Annotated in this window: 18 protein-coding genes; 12 read left to right on the top strand and 6 right to left on the bottom strand. The window is 69.9% G+C overall.

Going from position 1 to position 18,430, the window contains the following annotated elements; all coding sequences use genetic code 11:
- Together ABY44_RS17330 and ABY44_RS17335 are read right to left on the bottom strand one after the other, a co-directional pair.
- A partial coding sequence (locus ABY44_RS17330) for a 3-hydroxybutyryl-CoA dehydrogenase (RefSeq protein ID WP_431641458.1) occupies positions 1 to 952 on the bottom strand: 952 nt, incomplete at its 3' end.
- Positions 949 to 2,055 carry an NAD/NADP-dependent octopine/nopaline dehydrogenase family protein gene (locus ABY44_RS17335; RefSeq protein ID WP_060171316.1) on the bottom strand — a complete coding sequence of 369 codons (1,107 nt, stop codon included), beginning with the start codon at positions 2,053 to 2,055 and terminating at the stop codon, positions 949 to 951. The genes ABY44_RS17330 and ABY44_RS17335, both read right to left, overlap by 4 nt.
- A 149-nt stretch (positions 2,056 to 2,204) precedes the next feature.
- Here ABY44_RS17335 and ABY44_RS17340 point away from each other — a divergent pair, with 149 nt between their 5' ends.
- Both ABY44_RS17340 and ABY44_RS17345 read left to right on the top strand, forming a co-directional pair.
- Positions 2,205 to 3,179, top strand: a complete 975-nt coding sequence (locus ABY44_RS17340) for an AraC family transcriptional regulator (protein WP_060171319.1) — start codon at positions 2,205 to 2,207, stop codon at positions 3,177 to 3,179.
- Positions 3,176 to 4,210 (top strand): LysR family transcriptional regulator, encoded by a 1,035-nt coding sequence (locus ABY44_RS17345; protein WP_060171321.1) that lies wholly within the window; start codon positions 3,176 to 3,178, stop codon positions 4,208 to 4,210. The genes ABY44_RS17340 and ABY44_RS17345 overlap by 4 nt, the downstream gene beginning before the upstream one ends.
- A gap of 38 nt (positions 4,211 to 4,248) precedes the next feature.
- Here ABY44_RS17345 and ABY44_RS17350 read toward each other — a convergent pair whose 3' ends face one another.
- Positions 4,249 to 5,367: a porin gene (locus ABY44_RS17350; protein ID WP_060171323.1), complete on the bottom strand. Its 1,119-nt coding sequence runs from the start codon at positions 5,365 to 5,367 to the stop codon at positions 4,249 to 4,251.
- Positions 5,368 to 5,778: 411 nt separating this feature from the next.
- Between ABY44_RS17350 and ABY44_RS17355 the strand changes: the two genes are divergently transcribed.
- Together ABY44_RS17355 and ABY44_RS17360 are read left to right on the top strand one after the other, a co-directional pair.
- Entirely contained in the window at positions 5,779 to 7,176 is a 1,398-nt protein-coding gene (locus ABY44_RS17355) for a spinster family MFS transporter (RefSeq protein WP_059693766.1), read from the top strand.
- A gap of 156 nt (positions 7,177 to 7,332) precedes the next feature.
- Positions 7,333 to 8,307: a PDR/VanB family oxidoreductase gene (locus ABY44_RS17360; RefSeq protein ID WP_060171325.1), complete on the top strand. Its 975-nt coding sequence runs from the start codon at positions 7,333 to 7,335 to the stop codon at positions 8,305 to 8,307.
- Between the two features lie 25 nt (positions 8,308 to 8,332).
- On the opposite strand, the gene ABY44_RS17365 is transcribed toward ABY44_RS17360, so the two are convergent.
- Complete coding sequence (locus ABY44_RS17365; RefSeq protein ID WP_060171327.1) at positions 8,333 to 9,253, bottom strand: LysR family transcriptional regulator; 921 nt, start codon at positions 9,251 to 9,253, stop codon at positions 8,333 to 8,335.
- Between the two features lie 138 nt (positions 9,254 to 9,391).
- On the opposite strand from ABY44_RS17365, the gene ABY44_RS17370 reads away from it, so the two are divergent.
- The 3 genes from ABY44_RS17370 (at position 9,392) to ABY44_RS17380 (ending at position 11,627) form a co-directional block, all read left to right on the top strand.
- Positions 9,392 to 10,675, top strand: a complete 1,284-nt coding sequence (locus ABY44_RS17370) for an aromatic ring-hydroxylating oxygenase subunit alpha (protein WP_060171329.1) — start codon at positions 9,392 to 9,394, stop codon at positions 10,673 to 10,675.
- Positions 10,672 to 11,175, top strand: coding sequence for an aromatic-ring-hydroxylating dioxygenase subunit beta (locus ABY44_RS17375; protein WP_060171333.1), 504 nt, complete (start codon positions 10,672 to 10,674; stop codon positions 11,173 to 11,175). The genes ABY44_RS17370 and ABY44_RS17375 overlap by 4 nt, the downstream gene beginning before the upstream one ends.
- A 65-nt stretch (positions 11,176 to 11,240) precedes the next feature.
- Positions 11,241 to 11,627 carry a tautomerase family protein gene (locus ABY44_RS17380; protein ID WP_060171335.1) on the top strand — a complete coding sequence of 129 codons (387 nt, stop codon included), beginning with the start codon at positions 11,241 to 11,243 and terminating at the stop codon, positions 11,625 to 11,627.
- A 92-nt stretch (positions 11,628 to 11,719) separates the two neighbouring features.
- On the opposite strand, the gene ABY44_RS17385 is transcribed toward ABY44_RS17380, so the two are convergent.
- Complete coding sequence (locus tag ABY44_RS17385) at positions 11,720 to 13,267, bottom strand: ATP-binding protein (RefSeq protein ID WP_060171336.1); 1,548 nt, start codon at positions 13,265 to 13,267, stop codon at positions 11,720 to 11,722.
- Positions 13,268 to 13,433: 166 nt separating this feature from the next.
- On the opposite strand from ABY44_RS17385, the gene ABY44_RS17390 reads away from it, so the two are divergent.
- The 5 genes from ABY44_RS17390 (at position 13,434) to ABY44_RS17410 (ending at position 17,607) form a co-directional block, all read left to right on the top strand.
- A complete protein-coding gene (locus ABY44_RS17390) occupies positions 13,434 to 14,627 on the top strand; it encodes an acyl-CoA dehydrogenase family protein (protein ID WP_060171338.1) in 1,194 nt (397 codons plus the stop codon).
- A gap of 113 nt (positions 14,628 to 14,740) precedes the next feature.
- Positions 14,741 to 15,118 (top strand): hypothetical protein, encoded by a 378-nt coding sequence (locus ABY44_RS17395; RefSeq protein ID WP_021161073.1) that lies wholly within the window; start codon positions 14,741 to 14,743, stop codon positions 15,116 to 15,118.
- A gap of 8 nt (positions 15,119 to 15,126) precedes the next feature.
- Complete coding sequence (locus tag ABY44_RS17400; protein WP_060171340.1) at positions 15,127 to 15,648, top strand: nuclear transport factor 2 family protein; 522 nt, start codon at positions 15,127 to 15,129, stop codon at positions 15,646 to 15,648.
- 31 nt (positions 15,649 to 15,679) lie between these two features.
- On the top strand, positions 15,680 to 16,804 hold the full coding sequence (locus ABY44_RS17405; protein ID WP_060171342.1) for an amidase: 1,125 nt from the start codon (positions 15,680 to 15,682) through the stop codon (positions 16,802 to 16,804).
- Between the two features lie 59 nt (positions 16,805 to 16,863).
- Complete coding sequence (locus tag ABY44_RS17410) at positions 16,864 to 17,607, top strand: SDR family NAD(P)-dependent oxidoreductase (RefSeq protein WP_124840247.1); 744 nt, start codon at positions 16,864 to 16,866, stop codon at positions 17,605 to 17,607.
- Between the two features lie 152 nt (positions 17,608 to 17,759).
- Here ABY44_RS17410 and ABY44_RS17415 read toward each other — a convergent pair whose 3' ends face one another.
- The gene (locus ABY44_RS17415) at positions 17,760 to 18,392 is read right to left on the bottom strand and encodes a response regulator transcription factor (RefSeq protein ID WP_027790826.1); all 633 of its coding nucleotides are present in this window, start codon (positions 18,390 to 18,392) and stop codon (positions 17,760 to 17,762) included.
- Positions 18,393 to 18,430 lie beyond the last annotated feature (38 nt).

Consider the following 18,430-nt stretch of genomic DNA (forward strand, 5'->3'; position numbering starts at 1 on the left):
GCAGCCGCGCGAATTCGCCGAGCCGCTGCCGCATGTACGCGGGCACGTCGACCGCCGCGTAGTCGTGGAAGCCCGCGCCCGTGCGCACGCCGTCGCGCCCGGCTTCCATGTTGCGCACGACGCTCGCGGCCGGCGCGAAGCGCGGGCCGATCTCGCCGGCCAGGTACGTCGACGCGTAGTACAGGATGTCGCAGCCGCCCCAGTCGATGAATTCGAGCAGCCCGAGCACCGCGAAGCGCGGGCCGAAACCGGTGCGGATCGCCGTGTCGATGTCCGCCGCGCTCGCGACGCCCTCCTCGACCATCCGCGCGGCTTCGTTCATCGCGAGCGCCTGGATGCGCGGCACGATATAACCGGGCGCCGGCCCGCAGATCACCGGCTTCTTGCCGACACGTTCGAGCAACGCGGCAAGCGACTCGACGACGGCCGGATCGGTCGCATCGCTGCGGCTGATCTCGACGAGCGGCATCAGCAGCGCGGGGTTCAGCCAGTGCGCATTCAGCATCCGCGCCGGATGCGCGACGTGGCGCTGCAGTTCGGTGACGACGAACGTCGACGTCGTCGACGCGATCGTTGCATGCGCACCGACATGCGCGCCGAGCCAGCGCAGCGCGTCGGCCTTCGCATCGAGCACTTCGGGCAACGCCTCGAACACGATGCCGGCCTGCCGCACCGCATCGGCCGCACCGTCCCGGGCGACGAGCGCGATGCGCGCGACCACGGTTTCGGCCTGCGCGGCGTCGATGCGGCCGAGCGCGACCTGCGCGTGCAGCGGCCTCTCGATCTCGTCGCGCGTGCGTGCCTCGAAGGCACGCCATCCGGCCGCGTCGCGCGGCTTGAAGTCGATCAGCGTCACGTCGAGCCCCGCGAACGCGAACACGAGCGCGATCCCCTGCCCCATGCGCCCCGCGCCGAGCACGTGGACGCGCGTCACATCGGCGCCCGCCTTCATGCCGCGTACCCCGCGTCGAGCAGCGCGCGCATCGCGTCCTTCGACAGCGCGGCGAGCCCGAGCCGCTCCAGCGTGCGGCCTTCCGCATACAGGTCGCGCACCGCGACCGCGCTCGCAATGCTCAGCAGCCCCTGCGCGACAGGCGTCGGCACACCGGCCCGGCGCCCGCACGACACGATGAACGACAGCCCGAGCCGGGTGTCTTCGAGCATGTAGCGATGCGTGCGCAGATCGATCTTCTCGCGCCAGTCGCCGCTATCGGTCAGCTTGCCGTGCGCGCCGCGCCCGTACATCCATTCGTCGCCGTCGGTCGCGTAGTGATCGGCGAGCGGGAAATGCGGCGCCGGGTAACCGAGCGCTTCGCGCACCGTGATGCGTTCGGCGTCGAGCGCGTTCGTCACGCGGCGGATCGACGGCTGCGTGCCTTCGTTGTGGATGTCCCATGCGTCGAAGTGTTCGAGCGGCCCGGCGTTCATCAGGATCAGCGGCGGATGGATCACGGGGCCCGCGTTCATCAACGCGCCGGACAACGCGTCCTCGACCGGTTCGACCGACGGATAACCCGCGCGCAACACGTCGAACGCCCAGCCGGCCGCGTTCGCCGGAAATACGCCGGTCGGCAGCCGCGTCGCGTACGCGCTGATCACGACGTCGTTGTCGCCGTGCCTGCGCACGAGATACGGCAGCGTGCCCGTCTCGGCGAAGGCGACGCGCGAACGGTTGCCTGCATCGGCCGCCGCCCGCGCGAACACGATGCTGCCGAACGTGCCGGGCGGCAGGAACACGACCTGGCCGTCCTCCAGCAGCGGCGCGACCTGCGCGGCGAGCGCGTCGTGCGAGGTGGCCGGCAGCGGCACCACGACGAGCCGCGCGCCGCGCAGCGCGGCCGCGAGATCGCCGGTCAGGCGGATCGCGCCGGGCGCGTCGCCGAGCGGCACCGTCCGTTTGCCGCGATAGTCGGTCACGTTCAGCACGCCAAGCTCGCGCAGCCGCGCGTGCGGCTCGCGATCGCGCCGCCACCACGTCACGTCGTGGCCCTTCTCGAACAGGTCGATGGCCGCCGCATGGCAGCCGTGGCCGCCGCCCAGAACACATACCTTCATCGTCTTCTCCCGGTGAATGAGTGCTTCCGAGACTACGCGTCCGCCCCTGCCGCGTCGCTTCAAAACGCGCAACGGCACGCCCGTTCGCGCAAAGCAATCGGGGCGGCACGCACGAAACCGCGCCCCTGCATCCGATACGAGGTCCGTGAATGGATATCGCCCTTTCCCGCCATGCGCCGAACCGGCTCGGCACGCTGCACGCCCCCGACGAAGTCGAACGCGCGGTTGCGCACCGGCTCGGGCCGCACCGGATGGCCGCGCGCGGCCGCGATCCGTTTCATGCGGAGCTGTACGAAGTGCCGCTGCATCACGGCGCGCTGCTCGAACTCTGCTACGGCCGCGAAACGCGCATCGATTTCGGCGACGATGCCGGTCACTTCCTGTTCAGGCTGACGCTCGCCGGCGCCTGCGAACTGCAGGCCGGCAGCGTCGTCGCGCGCGCCGGCCCGGGCAAGCTGACCGTATCGTCGCCCGCGCTCGCCAGCCGCCTGAGCACGAGCCCCGATTGCCGCAACCTCGTGCTGCGGCTCGAACGCGGCGCGCTCGAACGCAAGCTGCAGCACATGCTGCGGACAACGCTCACGCGGCCGCTGCAGTTCGACCTCGCGGCCGGCGGCACCGGCACGGGCGCCGCGCTCGTGCTGCCGACCTTCGAATACCTGTGCAAGCTCGGCGCACAACCGCGCATCGGCACGGCCTCGCCCCTCTTCGGCGCCGATCTCACCGCATGGCTGATGTCGCTGCTGCTCACGCACCTGCCGCACTCGTACAGCGACGCGCTCGCGCGCGGCACGCAGCCGTTGCCGGCGCACGTGCGCCGCGCGTGCGATCACGTCGACGCGCACCTCGGCGAGCCGCTTGCGCTCGCCGCGCTGGCGGCCGTCGCGGGCGTCGCGCCCCGCACGCTGCAGCACGCGTTTCGCGCGTTCCTGCACACCACGCCGGCCGCGTATGTGCGCGAGCGCCGGCTTGCCGCCGTGCACGCGGCGCTGCAACGCGGCGGCACGTGCAGCGTGACCGACGTGCTGATCGCGCACGGCATCCATGGCTTCGGCCATTTCGCGAAGGCGTATGCGCGGCGTTACGGCCATGCGCCTTCCGTCACCGCGAGGCAATCCCGATGACGCACGCCGCAACCGGCCGCCCGGCGGCCCCGACCCGCGCCGATTCCGCGCCGCACGACAGCGACCTGTCGGAACTGCGCGTGCAGGATCTCGACCTCAACCTGCTGAAGACGTTTCGCGCGGTCTACGAGGAGCGGCATGTCGGCCGCGCGGCGCTGCGGCTCGGCGTCACGCAGCCGTCCGTCAGCCATGCGCTCGGCCGGCTGCGGCTGATGTTCCGCGACGCGCTGTTCGTGCGCACCGGCACCGGCGTCGAGCCGACGCCGCGCGCGCAGCGGCTGGCGATCTCGGTCGACAAGGCGCTCGCGATCCTGCAGGACGTGCTCGACGAAGGGTCGCGCTTCACGCCCGACAGTACGCAGCGCGTGTTCCGCCTGCACATGAGCGATTTCGCCGCGAGCGCGTTCCTGCCGACGCTGCTCGCCGCGTTCGACCGCCGCGCGCCGGGCGCGGTGATCGAGACGCTGCACGTCGACGAATGCCAGCTCAACGTCGCGCTCGAATCGGGGCGCATCGACTTCGCGCTCGGGCATTTCGCCGACGCGTCGAGCCACTTCCAGCGCACCGCGCTGCTGCACGAGCGCTGCGTGCTGCTGATGCCGCGCCGCACCGCGCAGCGCGTCGCGCTCCCCGACGATTACGTGCTCGATGGCGCGGCGCCCGATACATTGCGCTTCGTCGCGGTCACGTCGCATCCGCAATCGATGCAGCTGCTGGAGCGGCACGGGCTGATGCCGCGCGTGCGCGCGGCGCTACCGGATTTCATGGTGGTGCCCGCGCTGCTGCGGGACGGCGACTATGCGCTGATCCTGCCGGAGACGATCGCGATCACGTTCGCGGCGCGGCAGCCGTGCGCGCTGTACGAGATCGCCGGTGCCGGCGAATGGGCCGTCAACGCGTACTGGCACCGGCGCTTCGACGCGGACCCCGGCCATCGCTGGTTGCGCGCGCTGCTGCTCGAGCTGTTCCACATCGGCGAGCTGGCGCCGTTCGACGCATGGCTCGCGCCGCAACCGCCCGCCTGCGCATGACGATGCGAGCGGCGCAAGCGGGCAGCGGCGCGCGCCGCTCAGAACGACGTGAGGATGCCCGCGACGATCGAGCTCGCGGTCGCGCCCGGCTTGGCGACCGCGACGCCGCCGCCCGCCGCGCCGTTGATGACGAAGCGCGCATGCGCGCCGTTGCGCACCATCGCGGCGCCCGTGTACAGCACCGTGCGCTTCGACAGCGGATAGTCGAAACGGATGCCGTACGAATCGGCGTTGCCGTCGCTGTCCGCGACCTTGCGGTAATGGCCGACGCTCAGCAGCAGCGACGCACGCCCGATCGGCACTGTCGCGCTCAGCTCCATGATGTCGCTGTGCGGATACGCGCTCTGGCTGTCGATCGCGGTCGCGACGTCGGGGCCGCCGCGATGGCGCAGGTACAGCGCGGCGACCTTCACGACATTGAAGTCGTACGAAATCGCGCCGAGCGTGTAGTTGCCGTTCGCGGCCGGGCTCGTGTCGCCGAGCGCGGCTGCGGCCACCGGGCTGAACTTCTGCTGCATGTAGTCGATGTCGACCGACAGGCCGCCGCGCACGTAGTTGAGCCCCGCGCCGTACGTATCGCCAAGCGTCGCCGGCTGCCCGGCCGCGCCGTTGGTGCCGCGCGCGGCCATCGCGCGCAGCATGAGGCCCGCGTAACGCGGCGACGTATAGCGCATCGAGTTGCGCACGCGCAGGAACGCGGGCCCGACGAAGTTGTTCGTCGCGTTGCCCCACGCGAGCCCCGCGCCGAGTCCGGGCAGGCTGTACGTGACGAGCGTCGTGTGCAGGATCGTGTAAAGCTCGCCGAACTGCACGCCGCCGAACGGCCCCGTGATGCCGACCCACGCTTCGCGGCCGAACAGCGCACTGCTGTTCGACAGCGCGCCGCTGGCCGCGTTGAAGCCGTCCTCCAGCTTGAAGATCGTCGCGTAGCCGCCGCCGAGATCCTCGACGCCCTTCAGCCCCCATTGCGACGCGAACAGGTTGCCGCTGCCCATGCGCGTCACGTGGTTCGGCCCGGCGTTCGCGTATTCGATCGCGGTGTCGACGCGGCCGTAGAGCGTCACGCTCGATTGCGCGAATGCGGGCAGCGCCGCGCAGGCCAGCAGCGCGGCAAGCGGTACGGCAAGCCGGTCGGCCCGCCCGTTCGGTTGAGTCATCGTCGTCGTCCCGTAGAGGTTCCGGCGCCTGTCGGTATCGCGCCGGCTGGTGTGAAGCGCGTTCGCCGCGAAGGGCCAACGCAGCCGATCAAAAACGGGCCGAGTCTAGGAACGACAATTTCGGACGTCGACGCAATGCGCTCTATAACGCTTATAGATGTGCCGCATGATGCGTGCGCGCCCCGCTGCAAGCGCGCCGCGCGGCGGCCGGCGCGCGAGACCCTGGTGTTTTCTTTATCCGGGTCGGTAGATGCCCGTGTGGCGCGGCTGTCACTCCGGCTATGGCGGCCGGATTTGGCCGACTACGCTGCGTCTCCGACACGTGCCCCCCGCACGCTTTCGCGCCGCGACGGCGCCCGGCCCGCCAGGCCGCTGCCGCGCATCCCCACCGCCCGCTCCTGGAGAATCCGCATGTCCGCATCCACGGCCCGCGCTGCCGACGGCAAGCGCTATACGTACGAATGGTATGTCGTCGTCATCTGCATGCTCGCGTACGTCTTTTCGTTCGTCGACCGCCAGGTCCTCGTGCTGATGATCGAGCCGATCAAGCGCGACCTGCACCTGTCCGACACGCAGTTCAGCCTGCTCAACGGCTTCGCGTTCTCGCTGTTCTATGCGGTGATGGGGCTGCCGGTCGCGTATCTCGCCGATCGCTACGCGCGCCCGCGGATCATCTCGCTCGGCATCGCGCTGTGGAGCGTCGCGACCGCCGCGTGCGGGCTCAGCCAGCATTTCGTGCAGATGTTCATCGCGCGCATGGGCGTGGGCGTCGGCGAGGCCGCGCTGTCGCCCGGCGCGTATTCGATGCTCGCCGACTACTTCCCGAAGGAGAAGCTCGGGCGCGCGATCGCCGTGTATTCGCTCGGTTCGTTCATCGGCGGCGGCGTCGCGTTCCTGATCGGCGGGTACGTGATCGCGCTGCTCAAGCATGCGAGCGCGTTCACGCTGCCGGTGGTCGGGCAGGTGCATGCGTGGCAGGTCACGTTCCTGATCGTCGGGCTGCCGGGGCTGCTGGTCGCGCTGCTGTTCGCGGCGACGGTGCGCGACCCGCAGCGCAAGGGGCTCGCGCAGGATCGCTCGGGCGCCGTGCGGCGCGTGTCGATGCGCGACTCGCTGCGCTTCGTCGGCACGCATCGCGCGACCTTCGCGTGCCATTACCTCGGCTTCTCGTTCTACGCGATGACGCTGTACTGCCTGCTGAGCTGGACGCCCGCGTTCTATATCCGCCGCTTCGGGATGACGGCCGTCGAAGCCGGCTACACGCTCGGCATCGTGCTGCTGGTCGCGAACACGGCCGGCGTGTTCTGCGGCGGCTGGCTCAACGACTGGATGCTGCGGCGCGGCCGCAGCGATGCGCCGATGCGCGCCGGCGCGATCGGCGCCGCGTGCATGGTGATTCCCGCGACGCTGTTCACGCAGCTCGACTCGCTGCCCGCTTCGCTCGCGATGCTCGTCGTCGCGATGTTCTTCGCGTCGTTCCCGATGCCGACGTCGACCGCCGCGATGCAGACGCTCGCGCCGAACCAGATGCGCGCGCAGATCTCCGCGCTGTTCCTGCTCGTGTCGAACCTGATCGCGCTCGGGATCGGTACGACCGTCGTCGCGCTGTTCACCGATCGCGTGTTCGGCGCGCCGGCGGCGGTCGGCCATTCGATGTCGATCGTCAACGTCGCGGCGGCCACGCTCGCCGCGCTGCTGCTCGCCGCCGGTTGCCGGCACTATCGCCGCAGCCTCGATCGCGAGCGCGGCCACGCGTCGGCAGCGGCACCGCAGGCGGCCGAGGCGGGCAACGCAATCGCCGCGCGCTGAACGACGGGCGCGCTCCGTCGCCGACCATCATCCGCCCCACTGATTCAGGCATCGCTTTTTAATCGATTTGATTTATGCGATGCCCGTCCCTATTCTCGATCGCATGACGGCGCGGTGTCTGCCGCGCCGCTTTCCTCGTACCCCACGGAATTTCCCATGCAAGCGAATCGCCACCAGGTCCGGATCGACGCGCTGATCGACGCGGCGCAGGACATCCGCTGTTTCCGGGTTTCGCGCATCGACGGCCAGCCGTTCGACGCGTACGAACCCGGCGCCCATATCGACGTCACCGCGCCGTCCGGCGTCACGCGGCAATACTCGCTGTGCGGCAACCCCGACGAACGCGGCAGCTACCTGTTCGCGGTGAAGAAGGAGGCGCAGTCGCGCGGCGGCTCGCGTTCGCTGCACGACGATGTGCAGGTCGGCGCCGAGCTGTCGATCGGCACGCCGCGCAACCTGTTTCGTCTGACGGATGACGCGAGCGAGCACGTGCTGATCGCGGCCGGCATCGGCATCACGCCGCTGCTGTCGATGGCGTATGCGCTGCACCGGCGCGGCGCGCGCTACCGGTTGCATTATTTCGCGCGCAGCCGCGAGCACGCGGCCTTCGTCGACGAACTGTCGGCCGAGCCGTTCGCGTCGCACGTGACGTTCCACTACGGCGTCGAACCCGACGCGCTCGCGGCCGCGCTGGGCCGCTGCGTCGAACCGGTCGACGCACATGCGCACGTCTACACGTGCGGCCCGGGGCCGTTCATGGAGGCGGTCGTCGCGGCAGCCGCGACGCGCTTGCCCGAAGACTCGATCCATCTCGAACGGTTCGCGGCGGAACCGGTCGCCGCCGATGCCGCCCCCACCCCTGCCGATGAATTCGAAGTGCGCCTGCAACGCAGCGGGCAATCGGTACGCGTCACGCCCGACACGTCGATCGTCGACGCGCTCGCGCGCATCGGCGTCGAAGTCGACACGTCGTGCGGCGAAGGCGTGTGCGGCACCTGCATGGTGCCTGTCGTCGACGGCGAGCCTGATCATCGCGACCACTGCCTCAGCAAGGCCGAGCGCGCGAGCAACGCGGTGATCTGCTGCTGCGTGTCGCGCGCGCGCTCGGCGGTGCTGGTACTCGATCTCTGACGCATCCGGCACGCGCCGGCCGCCGTCACGCGTTGTCGAACCCCTCGACAAGCTCGGCCAGCAGCGTGCGCATCCACGCGTTGCCTTCGTCTTCATGGAAATGCTCGTGCCAGTGCATCGTCACCGGCGCGGGCGGCAGCGTGACGGGCAGGTCGTACAGGCGGAACGCGTTGTCGCGGTTCAGGATCCGCGCGAGCCGCTTCGGCAGCGTCGCGTAGAGATCCGTGACCGACAGCACGCTCGGCAGCGCGACGAAGTGCGGCACCTCGAGCGCGATGTTGCGGCCCACACCCTGCGCGCGCAACGCGTCGTCGAGCGCGTGGTGGCTGTGCTCGACCGATTTCACGTTGACGTGCGCGGCGCGCACGAATTGCTCGAGGCTTAGCGCGCCGCCGCTCGGCAACCCGCGCCGGCGGCCCGTCATGCACACATACGTTTCCTCGAACAGCACCTGGTGGCGCGTACGCGGCATCAGTTCCGGCAGGTTGCCGATCGCGAAATCGAGCCGGCTCGCGCGCAGCGCTTCCTCGATCTCTTCCACCGGCAGCGGCTGCACGCTCAGCGTCACGCGCGGCGCGCGCGCGCGCAGCGCCTGGCAGATCGCCGGCAGGTACGCCATCTCGCCGGCATCCGACAACGACAGCCGGAACGTGCGCGTGCTGGTGGCCGGATCGAAGCGCTCCGCGTAGCGCAGCGCCACGCGCACCATGTCGAGCGCCTTGCCGACGATGCCCGCGAGTTCGAGCGCGACCGGCGTCGGCTGCATGCCCGAGCGCGTGCGCACGAACAGCGGATCGTCGAACAGCGTGCGCAGCCGGCCGAGCGAATAGCTGACGGCCGGCTGCGACAGCGCGAGCCGCTCGCCGGCCTTCGTCAGGCTGCGTTCCTCGACGATCGCCTGGAATACGCGCAACAGGTTCAGATCGAGATGATCGACCGACGTCATCGTAGCCTCCATCATTTGCCGTATTTATTGAGTCGCCAATTTTAGATCAATTTGACGGATATATAGCGGGAGACGAGACTGGGTGCTCGATACCGTGCGCTGCGCGGCCCGATTTCGCGACTCTTCCCCACGACAACGATGAGCGACATTCCCTACCAGACGATCGACACCCGTGCGTTGCACGGCCTCGCGCAACCCGACCGCATCGCGCCGGCGATGTATCACGATCCCGCGCTGTTCGAAGCCGAGCTCGAGCGCATCTTCTACCGCACCTGGATCTGGGTCGCGCACGAGAGCGAGCTGCCGAACCCGGGCGACTTCATCACGACGACGATCGGCCGCCAGCCGGTGATCGTCGTGCGCGACAAGACCGGCGCAATCAACGTGCTGCAGAACCGCTGCCGCCATCGCGGCGCGACCGTCTGCGAATCGCACAAGGGCAACGCAAAGGGCTTCACGTGCCCGTATCACAGCTGGTCGTACGCGCTCGACGGCACGCTGCGCGCGCTGCCGTACGGCGACGGCTACGAAGGCGTGTGCGAGAAAGGCGACCTGCCGCTCGTGAAGCTGCGCGTCGGCGTGTACCAGGGGCTGGTCTTCGCGAGCTTCAACGACACGATCGAGCCGCTCGAGGATTTCCTCGGCGGCGCGAAGCCGTGGATCGACCTGTTCATGAAACAGGGCGCCGGCTACCCGATCAAGGCGAACGGCGAGCACAAGTTCAAGTTCAAGGGCAACTGGAAGATCCAGCTCGAGAACACGACCGACCTCTATCACTTCCCGGTCGTGCACAAGTCGTGGATGAAGTCGATCGACGACGAGACGGCCGCCGCGATCACGAGCTTCATGACGAGCGAGGACGCGTTCTGCCGCGGGCTCGGCAACGGCCACAGCCTCGCGGTGCTGATGCCCGAGCTGATCGATCTCGACGAAGACGACGGCGCACCGCTGCCCGAGCGCTTCGCGCCGCTCGCGGCGAAGCTCGCCGAGCGCCACTCGCCGGACGAAGTGCGTCGCATCGTGCGCTCGCTGATGGGTGTCGGCTTCAACCTGAACCTGTTCCCGAACCTCGCGCTGTCGATGGCGTTCTTCCGCGTGCTGCGGCCGATCTCGGCGAACGAGACCGAGATCCGCCACGTCGCGCTCGCGATGGACGGCGGCCCCGACGAAGCGAACCGCGAGCGGCTGCGCATTCACGAGCACTTCCAGGGCCCGTTCGGCTTCGGGAGCCCCGACGACGCGGAAGCGTGGGAGCGCGTGCAGCGCGGCGCGCACGCGGGCCCCGACGTGCCGATCCTCGTGAATCGCGGGCTGAACCGCGAGACGACCGCCGCGAACGGCGAAAAGACCGCCCATGCGACCGACGAAACCGGCATGCGCGAGGCCTACCAGCAATGGCGCAAGATGATGGAGCAGCAATGATGGACGACCGCAACGCCCTCTTTTCCGAGCAGACCTTCGCCCGCGCGGTCGAATTCGTGTGGCGCGAAGCCGAGATGCTCGACCGCCGCGACTATCGCGCATGGCTCGACCTGTGGGATCCGGCCGGCCATTACGTGGTGCCGATCGATCCCGACACGACCGATTTCGCCGCGACGCTGAACTACGTGTTCGACGACCAGGACATGCGCGAGAAGCGCGTGCAGCGGATGGTGTCCGGCTACTCGGCGTCGGCCGCCGACGCGGCGCGCACGGTGCGCACCGTGTCGCGCTTCACGCTGGAAAGCGGCAGCGCCGGCACCGTCGAGTTGAAATCGGCGCAGGTCGTCGTCGCGTACAAGCGCGGCGTCACGACGCTGTTCGCGGCCGACGTCACGCACACGCTGCACGTCGATGCCGAAGGCGAGATGCGGATTGCCGAAAAGGTCGTGCGCCTGATCGACTCGACCGAAGCGCTCAGCGCGATCGGCTTCCTGCTGTGAGCCGTGGCCGGTTCGCCGCTGCAAGCGCAAAGGTGAGCCGGCAACCTTCACCTTTCCGGACGACCATGCCCACACTCGAAGTATTCCTGCCCGCCGGCCATTACGATGCACGCAAGGCCGAACTGATCGCGCGGCTCAGCGGTGCGACCGTCGACGCGATCGGTGCACCGCTCGAATCGGTGCGCGTGCTGCTCACCGAATTGCCCGCCACGCATATCGGCCTTGGCGGGCGCACCGCCGCCGACGGCGCGCCGCCGTCGCTGCCCGTGATCGTCGCGATCCTGATCGCCGGCCGCACCGATGAACAAAAGCGCGCGCTGATCGCCGCGTTGTCCGACGCGGGCGCGAACGTGCTCGATGCACCGCTGCAGGCCACGCGCGTGATCATCAAGGACATCCCGAACACCGACTTCGGCATCGGCGGCCGGACCGCGCGGGCGCTGGGGCGCTGACCATGGGCCGGGCGTCGCTCCATCATGCGCCGCGGGCGCGCCATGATGTCCGTGATGTCCATTGCGGCCTTAACGCGATGCAGCGGCTACGACTACGCGCCCGAGAGCGGCAGCGTCACGCGGCAGTCGAGCCCGCCGCCTTCGGCCGGGCTCGCGCCGATCCGGCCGCCGTGGCGCGTCACGATGCTCTTGCACAGCGACAGTCCGATCCCGTTGCCGCCGGCCTTCGACGACGAGAAGCCGTCGAACAGCCGGCCGTGCGCGCCGGCCGCGATGCCCGGGCCATTGTCGATCGCGCGCAGCTCGGCGTGCCCGGCCACGTTCGCGGTGCCGAGCGTCAGCATGCGCGGCACGCGATCGCAACCGGCGAACGCCTCGATCGCATTGAACGCGAGATTCAGGATCACCTGCCCGATCAGCACGCGCTCGCAACGGATCGGCAGCGGCGCATCGGCCTGCACGATCGCGACCGTCACGCCGGCCTCCTTCGCACGCAGCTCGATGAAATACGCGACGTCCGCGAGGATGTCGCGCAGGTCGGCGAGCGCGACGACCGGCTCGCGCTTCACGATGAATTCGCGCACGCTCTTGATGATCAGCGCCGCGTGCTCGGCCTGGCGGTCCGCGCTGCGCAGCCCCCAGATCGCGTCGTCGATGGCGCCGCGCCCGTTCAGCCGCTGCACCGCCCCTTCGATGAAATTGCGCACGGCCGCGAGCGGCTGGCTCAGCTCGTGCGCGATCACGCTCGCCATCTCGCCCATCGCGTTGTAGCGGCCCGCGTGTTCGAGCATGCGCGCTTCGGCGCGGCGCGCGTCCTCGATCGCGACTTCGTCGCTCACGTCGCGGAACTGCACGAGCAGCCCGTCGAGGTCGCCCTCGATCTCGACCTGCCGGCACAGGATGCGCAGCCAGCACGGCGAGCCGTCGCGCCGCACGATCCGGTAGCGCTGCGGCGCGGACGGGCACGCGGACGGCGCATCGTGCAATTGCGCGACGAGCCGGTCGCGATCGACCTCGGAGCAGTAGTCGAGCACCTCGCCGAGCGCTTCGTCGGGCGCGAGCCCGAGCACGCGGCGGCCCGACTCGCTGATGAACTGCACGCCGCCGCGCGGCGTGACGACCGCGATACCTTCGTCGAGATCCTGCATGAACTCGCGCAGCCGCGCCTCGTAGCGGCGCAGCTGCCGGCGCACCGCCTCTTCCGCGCTGATGTCGCGGAACTGCACCATCACGACGTCGCGCCCGCGCAGCGGCACGTAGGTGGCGGTCGCCTCGGACAGCATGTCGACGCCCGTGCGCGACCGGTAGCACCATTCGTACACCTGCGGCCCGTCGACGAGCGCGCGATCCCATGCGCTCACGGCGATCTCGCGCTGGTATTTCGGCTCGGGACGCGTCATGTCCGGCGCCTTCAGCGGCAGCAGTTCCTCGACGGAAAAACCGAGCGCGATGCACGCGGCGCGGTTCGCCCACACGATCGCCTTCGTCTGCGCGTCGTGCAGCAGCACGCAGGTGGTCAGCGCGTCGAGCAGCCGGTGGAAATCGTCTTCGTCAGGGAAACTCATGATCGGCTTCGGGTGAAGGCGCGCGGCGTCGCGCGGCAGGAAAGCCAACATAGCACCGGCGCGCGCCGATCGCATCTGAAGATTTCTTTAGGCCGGCACGGAACCTCACCAGTCGCGCGGCCCAACGCACCAATTGCTGCGTGTTTTCGGCGTTTCTAGACTGGTCGCATCGTCGTGTTGCCACCCGAGACAGCACGCATGCCGCCCCGCATCCGAACCCCTATCCGTCCAGGAGACCACCATGCCGCAAGCCGCCCTCGCCATCGAACCCGCGCCGTCCTCCCAGCCCGTGGCAGGCACCGCGGCCGCGCCGTTGTCGCCGCTCGACGCCGTGATCGAAACCGTCGCCGCCCGCCGCGACGAATTCGATCGCCTGTCGCACGTGCCGCGCGACGTGATCGCGCTGTTCAGGCAGGCCGGCATCTATCGCGCGGGCACGCCGCGCCGCTTCGGCGGCGACGCGCTCGCGCCGACCGCCTTCCTCGACATGATCGAACGGATCGCGACCGCCGACGGCTCGGCCGCATGGGTCGCGAGCTTCGGCTCCGCGAACGTCTATCTCGCCGCGCTGCCGCTCGAGACCCAGGCCGAGCTGTACGCGAGCGGCCCCGACCAGGTGTTCGCGGGCGGCCTGTTCCCGGTGCAGCCGGCGCAGGCCGCGCCGGGCGGCTGGCGCGTGAACGGCACGTGGAAATTCGCGAGCGGCTGCAAGGGCGCCGACTGGCTCGGCGTCGGCATCGCCGTGCCCGGCGCGCAGGACGCCGCGCCGAACAAGCCGCGCACGGCCGTGTTCCGCGCGGCCGACGTCGAGATCGTCGAGAACTGGAGCGTGGTCGGCATGCAGGGCACCGGCAGCCACGACCTGCGCGTCGACGACCGCTTCGTGCCCGAAGCGTGGACCTTCGTGCGCGGCGGCGAGCCGACCGTCGACGAGCCGCTGTACCGCTACCCGACCGTCGCGTATGCGGCGCAGGTGCTGGCCGTCGTCAATCTCGGCCTCGCGCGCGCGGCGCTCGACGTCGCGAACCGCATGTCGGGCGGCCGGCAGACGACGACCGGCGCGCCGCGCCTCGCCGATCGCGCGTATTTCCGCATCGAGCTCGCGAAGGCCGAAGCGCAACTGCGCTCGGCACGCGCGTTCTTCTACGACGCAACCGACACGGTGTGGCAATCGATCCTCGCGGGCAATCCCGTGACGCCCGACCAGGTCAGCCTGCTGCGGCTCGCGGCCACGCATGTCGCACGCGAAGGCGCGAGCGTCGTCGAACGCGCGTACCGCCTCGGCGGCACGGCGGCGATCTATCGCACGCATCCGCTTCAGCGGCTGCTGCGCGACGCGATGGTCGTCACGCAGCACGCGTTTCTCGCGGAAAGCAACTTCGACGGCGCGGGCGCGGTATTCACCGGCGTCACGCCGTTTCCCGGCTACCTGTAACCCGCGCAACCCGCGCCCGGGCGGCGCTGTTTCCCGAACGTGCATGGCGCCGATGCCGAAGCACCGCTACCGGCCGGCGCATGCGCCCAACCGTTTCCCCTGGAGAACCCGAGATGTCCGATTCGAATCCGCTGCCGCTGCGTGTCCTGTTCTGCTGCGGCGTGTCGCAGAACTTCTTCGACCTGCCGCGCGAGAAGATCGGCGAAGTGTGGCAGGCGTACGGCGCGATGCTCGCCGCCGTCGAGGCGATGCCCGGCGTGCGCGTGCTCGGCGTGATGGACGACGACCGCCTCGTGGTCGGCCAGGCCGACGGCGCGCCGTGGACCTTCTACATCATGGCCGACGTCGCCGATTTCGACACGACGGTCGCCGTGTGCAATCTGTATCGCACGACGCCGGTCGGCGAATACAACCTGTGGCGCTACGGCAAGATCGAAGCGCGGGTCGGCCGCGCGCTGACCGTGCCGCCGGCCGCGAAACCCGCGTCGTGAGGCGCGCGATGAACGACCTGTCCCCCGGCCTGATCGATGCACTCGCGCAGCGCGTGGCGGCGCTCGACGCCGAGCGCGCGGTGCGCGCGACGATGACGCGCTACATGGCGCTGTGCGACGTGCCCGAGGACGCCGGCGACGGCCCGCGGCTCGCCGGCCTGTTCACACCCGACGCCGTGTGGGAAGGCATCGGTCCTCAATACGCGCAGAAGTTCGGCCGCCTCGAGGGCACGGCCGCGATCATCGCGATGCTGGGCCGCTACCTGCCGCCCGATCCACATTTCTCGGCGAACCTGCACTTCCTGACGTCGGAGTCGATCGAGATCGGCGCCGGCAACACGAGCGCGCGCGGCCGCTGGATCATGCTGCAGGCGTCGCGCTACGCGAACGGCACGGCCGAGCTGATCGCCGCGCGGCTGACCGTCGATTTCACGCCGGCCGGCGACGGGGCGACCTGGCTGATCCGGCACTTTCGCACCGAACGCGTGCTCGACGGCCCGTGGCCGCTCGCCGCCGCGCCACGGCCCTGATGCTTTCCACCGCTTCCGCACGATATCGACCATGACAGGCTTCATCGACACCTTCACGCTCGGCGGCCCGGGCCCCACGATCGCGATCAAGGACACGATCGACATCGCGGGCCATCCGACCCGCGCGGCGAGCCGCGCGCTCGCCGATGCACCGCCGGCCGCGCAACACGCGGACGTCGTCCGCCTGCTGCTCGACGCGGGCTGGCAGATCGCCGGCAAGGCGAACATGCACGAGCTCGCGTTCGGCATGACCGGCATCAACGACTACACGGGCACGCCCATCAATCCGCAGGACGCGACGCGCATCCCGGGCGGCTCGTCGAGCGGTTCCGCTTCGCTCGTCGGGCTCCGCGCGGTCGAGGCGGCGCTCGGCACCGACACCGGCGGCTCGATTCGCGGGCCGGCCGCGTGCTGCGGCGTAGCCGGACTGAAGCCGACGTTCGGCCGCGTGTCGCGGCGCGGCGTCGCGCCGGCCGATACCTCGCTCGATTGCGTCGGGCCGTTCGCACGCGATATCCGCACGCTGGCCGCGGTGATGGCCGCGATCGCGCCGGGCTTCGATCGTGCGCAAGCGGCGGCCTCCGTGGCTGGCTGCACGATCGCGCAGATCCGCGTCGAAGCCGATCCGGCGATCGCCGCTGCACTCGATGCGGCCGTGCGCGCGTCGGGTCTGCGTTCGCACGCGCTCGTGCTCGACGAAATGCCGGCATCATTCGCGGCGGGACTCACCGTGATCAACGCGGAAACGTCGCGCGCGTTCGGCCATCTGGTCGACACCGGCAAGCTCGGCGCCGATCTCGATGCGCGGCTGCGCACCGCCGCGACGACGACACCCGCCGCCCTCGCGGAAGCCGAAGCCGTACGCGCACGCTTCACCGCGCAGGTCGACGCCGCGCTCGAACTCGCGGACGTGCTCGTGCTGCCGACGCTGCCCGCGCTGCCGATCACGCTGCAGCAGGCGCGCGACGGTGTATCGGTGATCGCGATGTCGTCGCTGATCCGGCCGTTCAACCTGAGCGGCCATCCGGCGCTCAGCCTGCCGCTGCCGCTGGCCGGTTCGCCGCTGAAGGCAGGCCTGCAGATCGTCGGGCGCAAGGGCGCGGACGAGCGGGTCTGCGCGATCGCGGCACACTTCGAAGCGGCCCTCGCCGCATGAACCACGAAGCGGGCGCGGCTTCACCCTTCACGCGCCCGCGAACCAGGGAATCACGCACCATGTCAGACCGAGTCGTCCTCGTTACCGGCGCCGCACGCGGGCTCGGCGCCGTCATCGCCGACCGTTTCCATGCGGCCGGCTATCGCGTCGCGCTGGCCGACATCGCCACCGACGCCATTCATGCGCATGCGCGCGAACTCGACCCGGGCGGCGAACGCGCGATCGCGCTGCCGCTCGACGTCACGTCGAAACGCGATTTCGAAGCGGCGCGCGATGCGCTCGTCGCGCGCTGGGGCACGATCGACGTGCTCGTGAACAACGCGGGCGCGTCGAAGGTCGTGCCCGCGATGGAGATCACCGCCGAGCAGTTCGACCAGGTGATCGACGTGAACCTGCGCAGCGTGCTGTTCGGCTGCCAGGTGTTCGGCCAGTATTTCGCGGAACGTGGCGCGGGCCGGATCGTCAACATCGCATCGCTCGCCGGCCAGAACGGCGGCTCGGCGACGGGTGCGCACTACGCGGCCGCGAAGGGCGGCACGCTGACGCTGACCAAGGTGTTCGCGCGCGATCTCGCCGCGCGGGGCGTGACCGTCAACGCGATCTCGCCGGGCCCGCTCGACCTGCCGATCGTGCATGAAAGCGTCGCACCGGAGAAGCTGCGCCAGGTGCTCGCGAGCCTGCCGGGCGGCAAGCTCGGGTCGGCCGGTTTCGTGGCGGATGCGGCCGTGCTGCTCGCGTCGGGCGACGCGCACTTCGCGAACGGCGCGTGCTGGGACATCAACGGCGGGTTGTACATGCGCTGAGCGGCGGCCTGCATCGCGTGTGCTGTCGACCGGTACAGCGCGCAGGACTTGTGCGGGACTCGTGCGGGACTCGTGCGGAACTCGTGCGGAACTCGTGCGGAACTCGTGCGGAACTCGTGCAAGCAGGCGAACGTCGGCGTGCCCACAGCCCCCTATCGCGACGACTCCCCGTCGTCGCCCCACACGACCATCACGTCCCGCACGAGCGCGGCGATCGACGTCGCGCCGAGCTTCTCCTTGATGCTCGCGCGATGCACGTCGACGGTCTTTACGCTGATCGACAGATCCGACGCGATCTGCTTGCTGCCCTTGCCGTCCACCACGCCGCGCAGCACTTCCTTCTCGCGCGCGGTCAGCGCATCGAGCCGCTGGCGCAGCTCGCGGTGGCGCTGGCTCACCGCGTGCCGCTGCTGCGCGAGCCGCAGTGCGCGCTGCACGCGCTCGAGCATCTGCTGCGAGTTGTACGGCTTCTCGACGAAATCGATCGCGCCGTTCTGCAGCGCGCGCACGGACATCGGGATATCGCCGTGCCCGCTGACGAAGATCACCGGCAGCGTCGCGCCCCGCGCGTTCAGTTCGGCCTGCACGTCGAAGCCGCTCTTCTCCGGCATCCGCACGTCGAGCACCAGGCACGCGGGCAGGTTCACGTCGAAGCGCGCGAGAAAATCCGCGGCGTTCGCGAACCCCTCGGACGCGATGCCGACCGATTCGAGCAGCCAGGCGAGCGATGTCCGCATGCCGCCGTCGTCGTCGACGATGTATACGATCGGTGCGGGTGACGTCATCGCGGGGGTCTCGCTGAATATCGGTATGGGTATCGCAC

This window comes from Burkholderia sp. ZZQ-2 (assembly GCF_050768715.1).
GTDB classification, from domain to species: Bacteria; Pseudomonadota; Gammaproteobacteria; order Burkholderiales; family Burkholderiaceae; genus Burkholderia; species Burkholderia cepacia.

Bases quoted from the DNA above. Each gene is read 5' to 3' on its own strand.
- ABY44_RS17410 (WP_124840247.1), top strand. From the start codon at position 16,864: ATGTCAGACCGAGTCGTCCTCGTTACCGGCGCCGCACGCGGGCTCGGC.
- ABY44_RS17365 (WP_060171327.1), bottom strand. From the start codon at position 9,253: ATGACGTCGGTCGATCATCTCGATCTGAACCTGTTGCGCGTATTCCAG.
- ABY44_RS17385 (WP_060171336.1), bottom strand. From the start codon at position 13,267: ATGCGATCGGCGCGCGCCGGTGCTATGTTGGCTTTCCTGCCGCGCGAC.
- ABY44_RS17395 (WP_021161073.1), top strand. From the start codon at position 14,741: ATGTCCGATTCGAATCCGCTGCCGCTGCGTGTCCTGTTCTGCTGCGGC.
- ABY44_RS17375 (WP_060171333.1), top strand. From the start codon at position 10,672: ATGATGGACGACCGCAACGCCCTCTTTTCCGAGCAGACCTTCGCCCGC.
- ABY44_RS17340 (WP_060171319.1), top strand. From the start codon at position 2,205: ATGGATATCGCCCTTTCCCGCCATGCGCCGAACCGGCTCGGCACGCTG.
- ABY44_RS17360 (WP_060171325.1), top strand. From the start codon at position 7,333: ATGCAAGCGAATCGCCACCAGGTCCGGATCGACGCGCTGATCGACGCG.
- ABY44_RS17370 (WP_060171329.1), top strand. From the start codon at position 9,392: ATGAGCGACATTCCCTACCAGACGATCGACACCCGTGCGTTGCACGGC.
- ABY44_RS17400 (WP_060171340.1), top strand. From the start codon at position 15,127: ATGAACGACCTGTCCCCCGGCCTGATCGATGCACTCGCGCAGCGCGTG.
- ABY44_RS17380 (WP_060171335.1), top strand. From the start codon at position 11,241: ATGCCCACACTCGAAGTATTCCTGCCCGCCGGCCATTACGATGCACGC.
- ABY44_RS17390 (WP_060171338.1), top strand. From the start codon at position 13,434: ATGCCGCAAGCCGCCCTCGCCATCGAACCCGCGCCGTCCTCCCAGCCC.
- ABY44_RS17415 (WP_027790826.1), bottom strand. From the start codon at position 18,392: ATGACGTCACCCGCACCGATCGTATACATCGTCGACGACGACGGCGGC.
- ABY44_RS17335 (WP_060171316.1), bottom strand. From the start codon at position 2,055: ATGAAGGTATGTGTTCTGGGCGGCGGCCACGGCTGCCATGCGGCGGCC.
- ABY44_RS17345 (WP_060171321.1), top strand. From the start codon at position 3,176: ATGACGCACGCCGCAACCGGCCGCCCGGCGGCCCCGACCCGCGCCGAT.
- ABY44_RS17350 (WP_060171323.1), bottom strand. From the start codon at position 5,367: ATGACTCAACCGAACGGGCGGGCCGACCGGCTTGCCGTACCGCTTGCC.
- ABY44_RS17355 (WP_059693766.1), top strand. From the start codon at position 5,779: ATGTCCGCATCCACGGCCCGCGCTGCCGACGGCAAGCGCTATACGTAC.
- ABY44_RS17405 (WP_060171342.1), top strand. From the start codon at position 15,680: ATGACAGGCTTCATCGACACCTTCACGCTCGGCGGCCCGGGCCCCACG.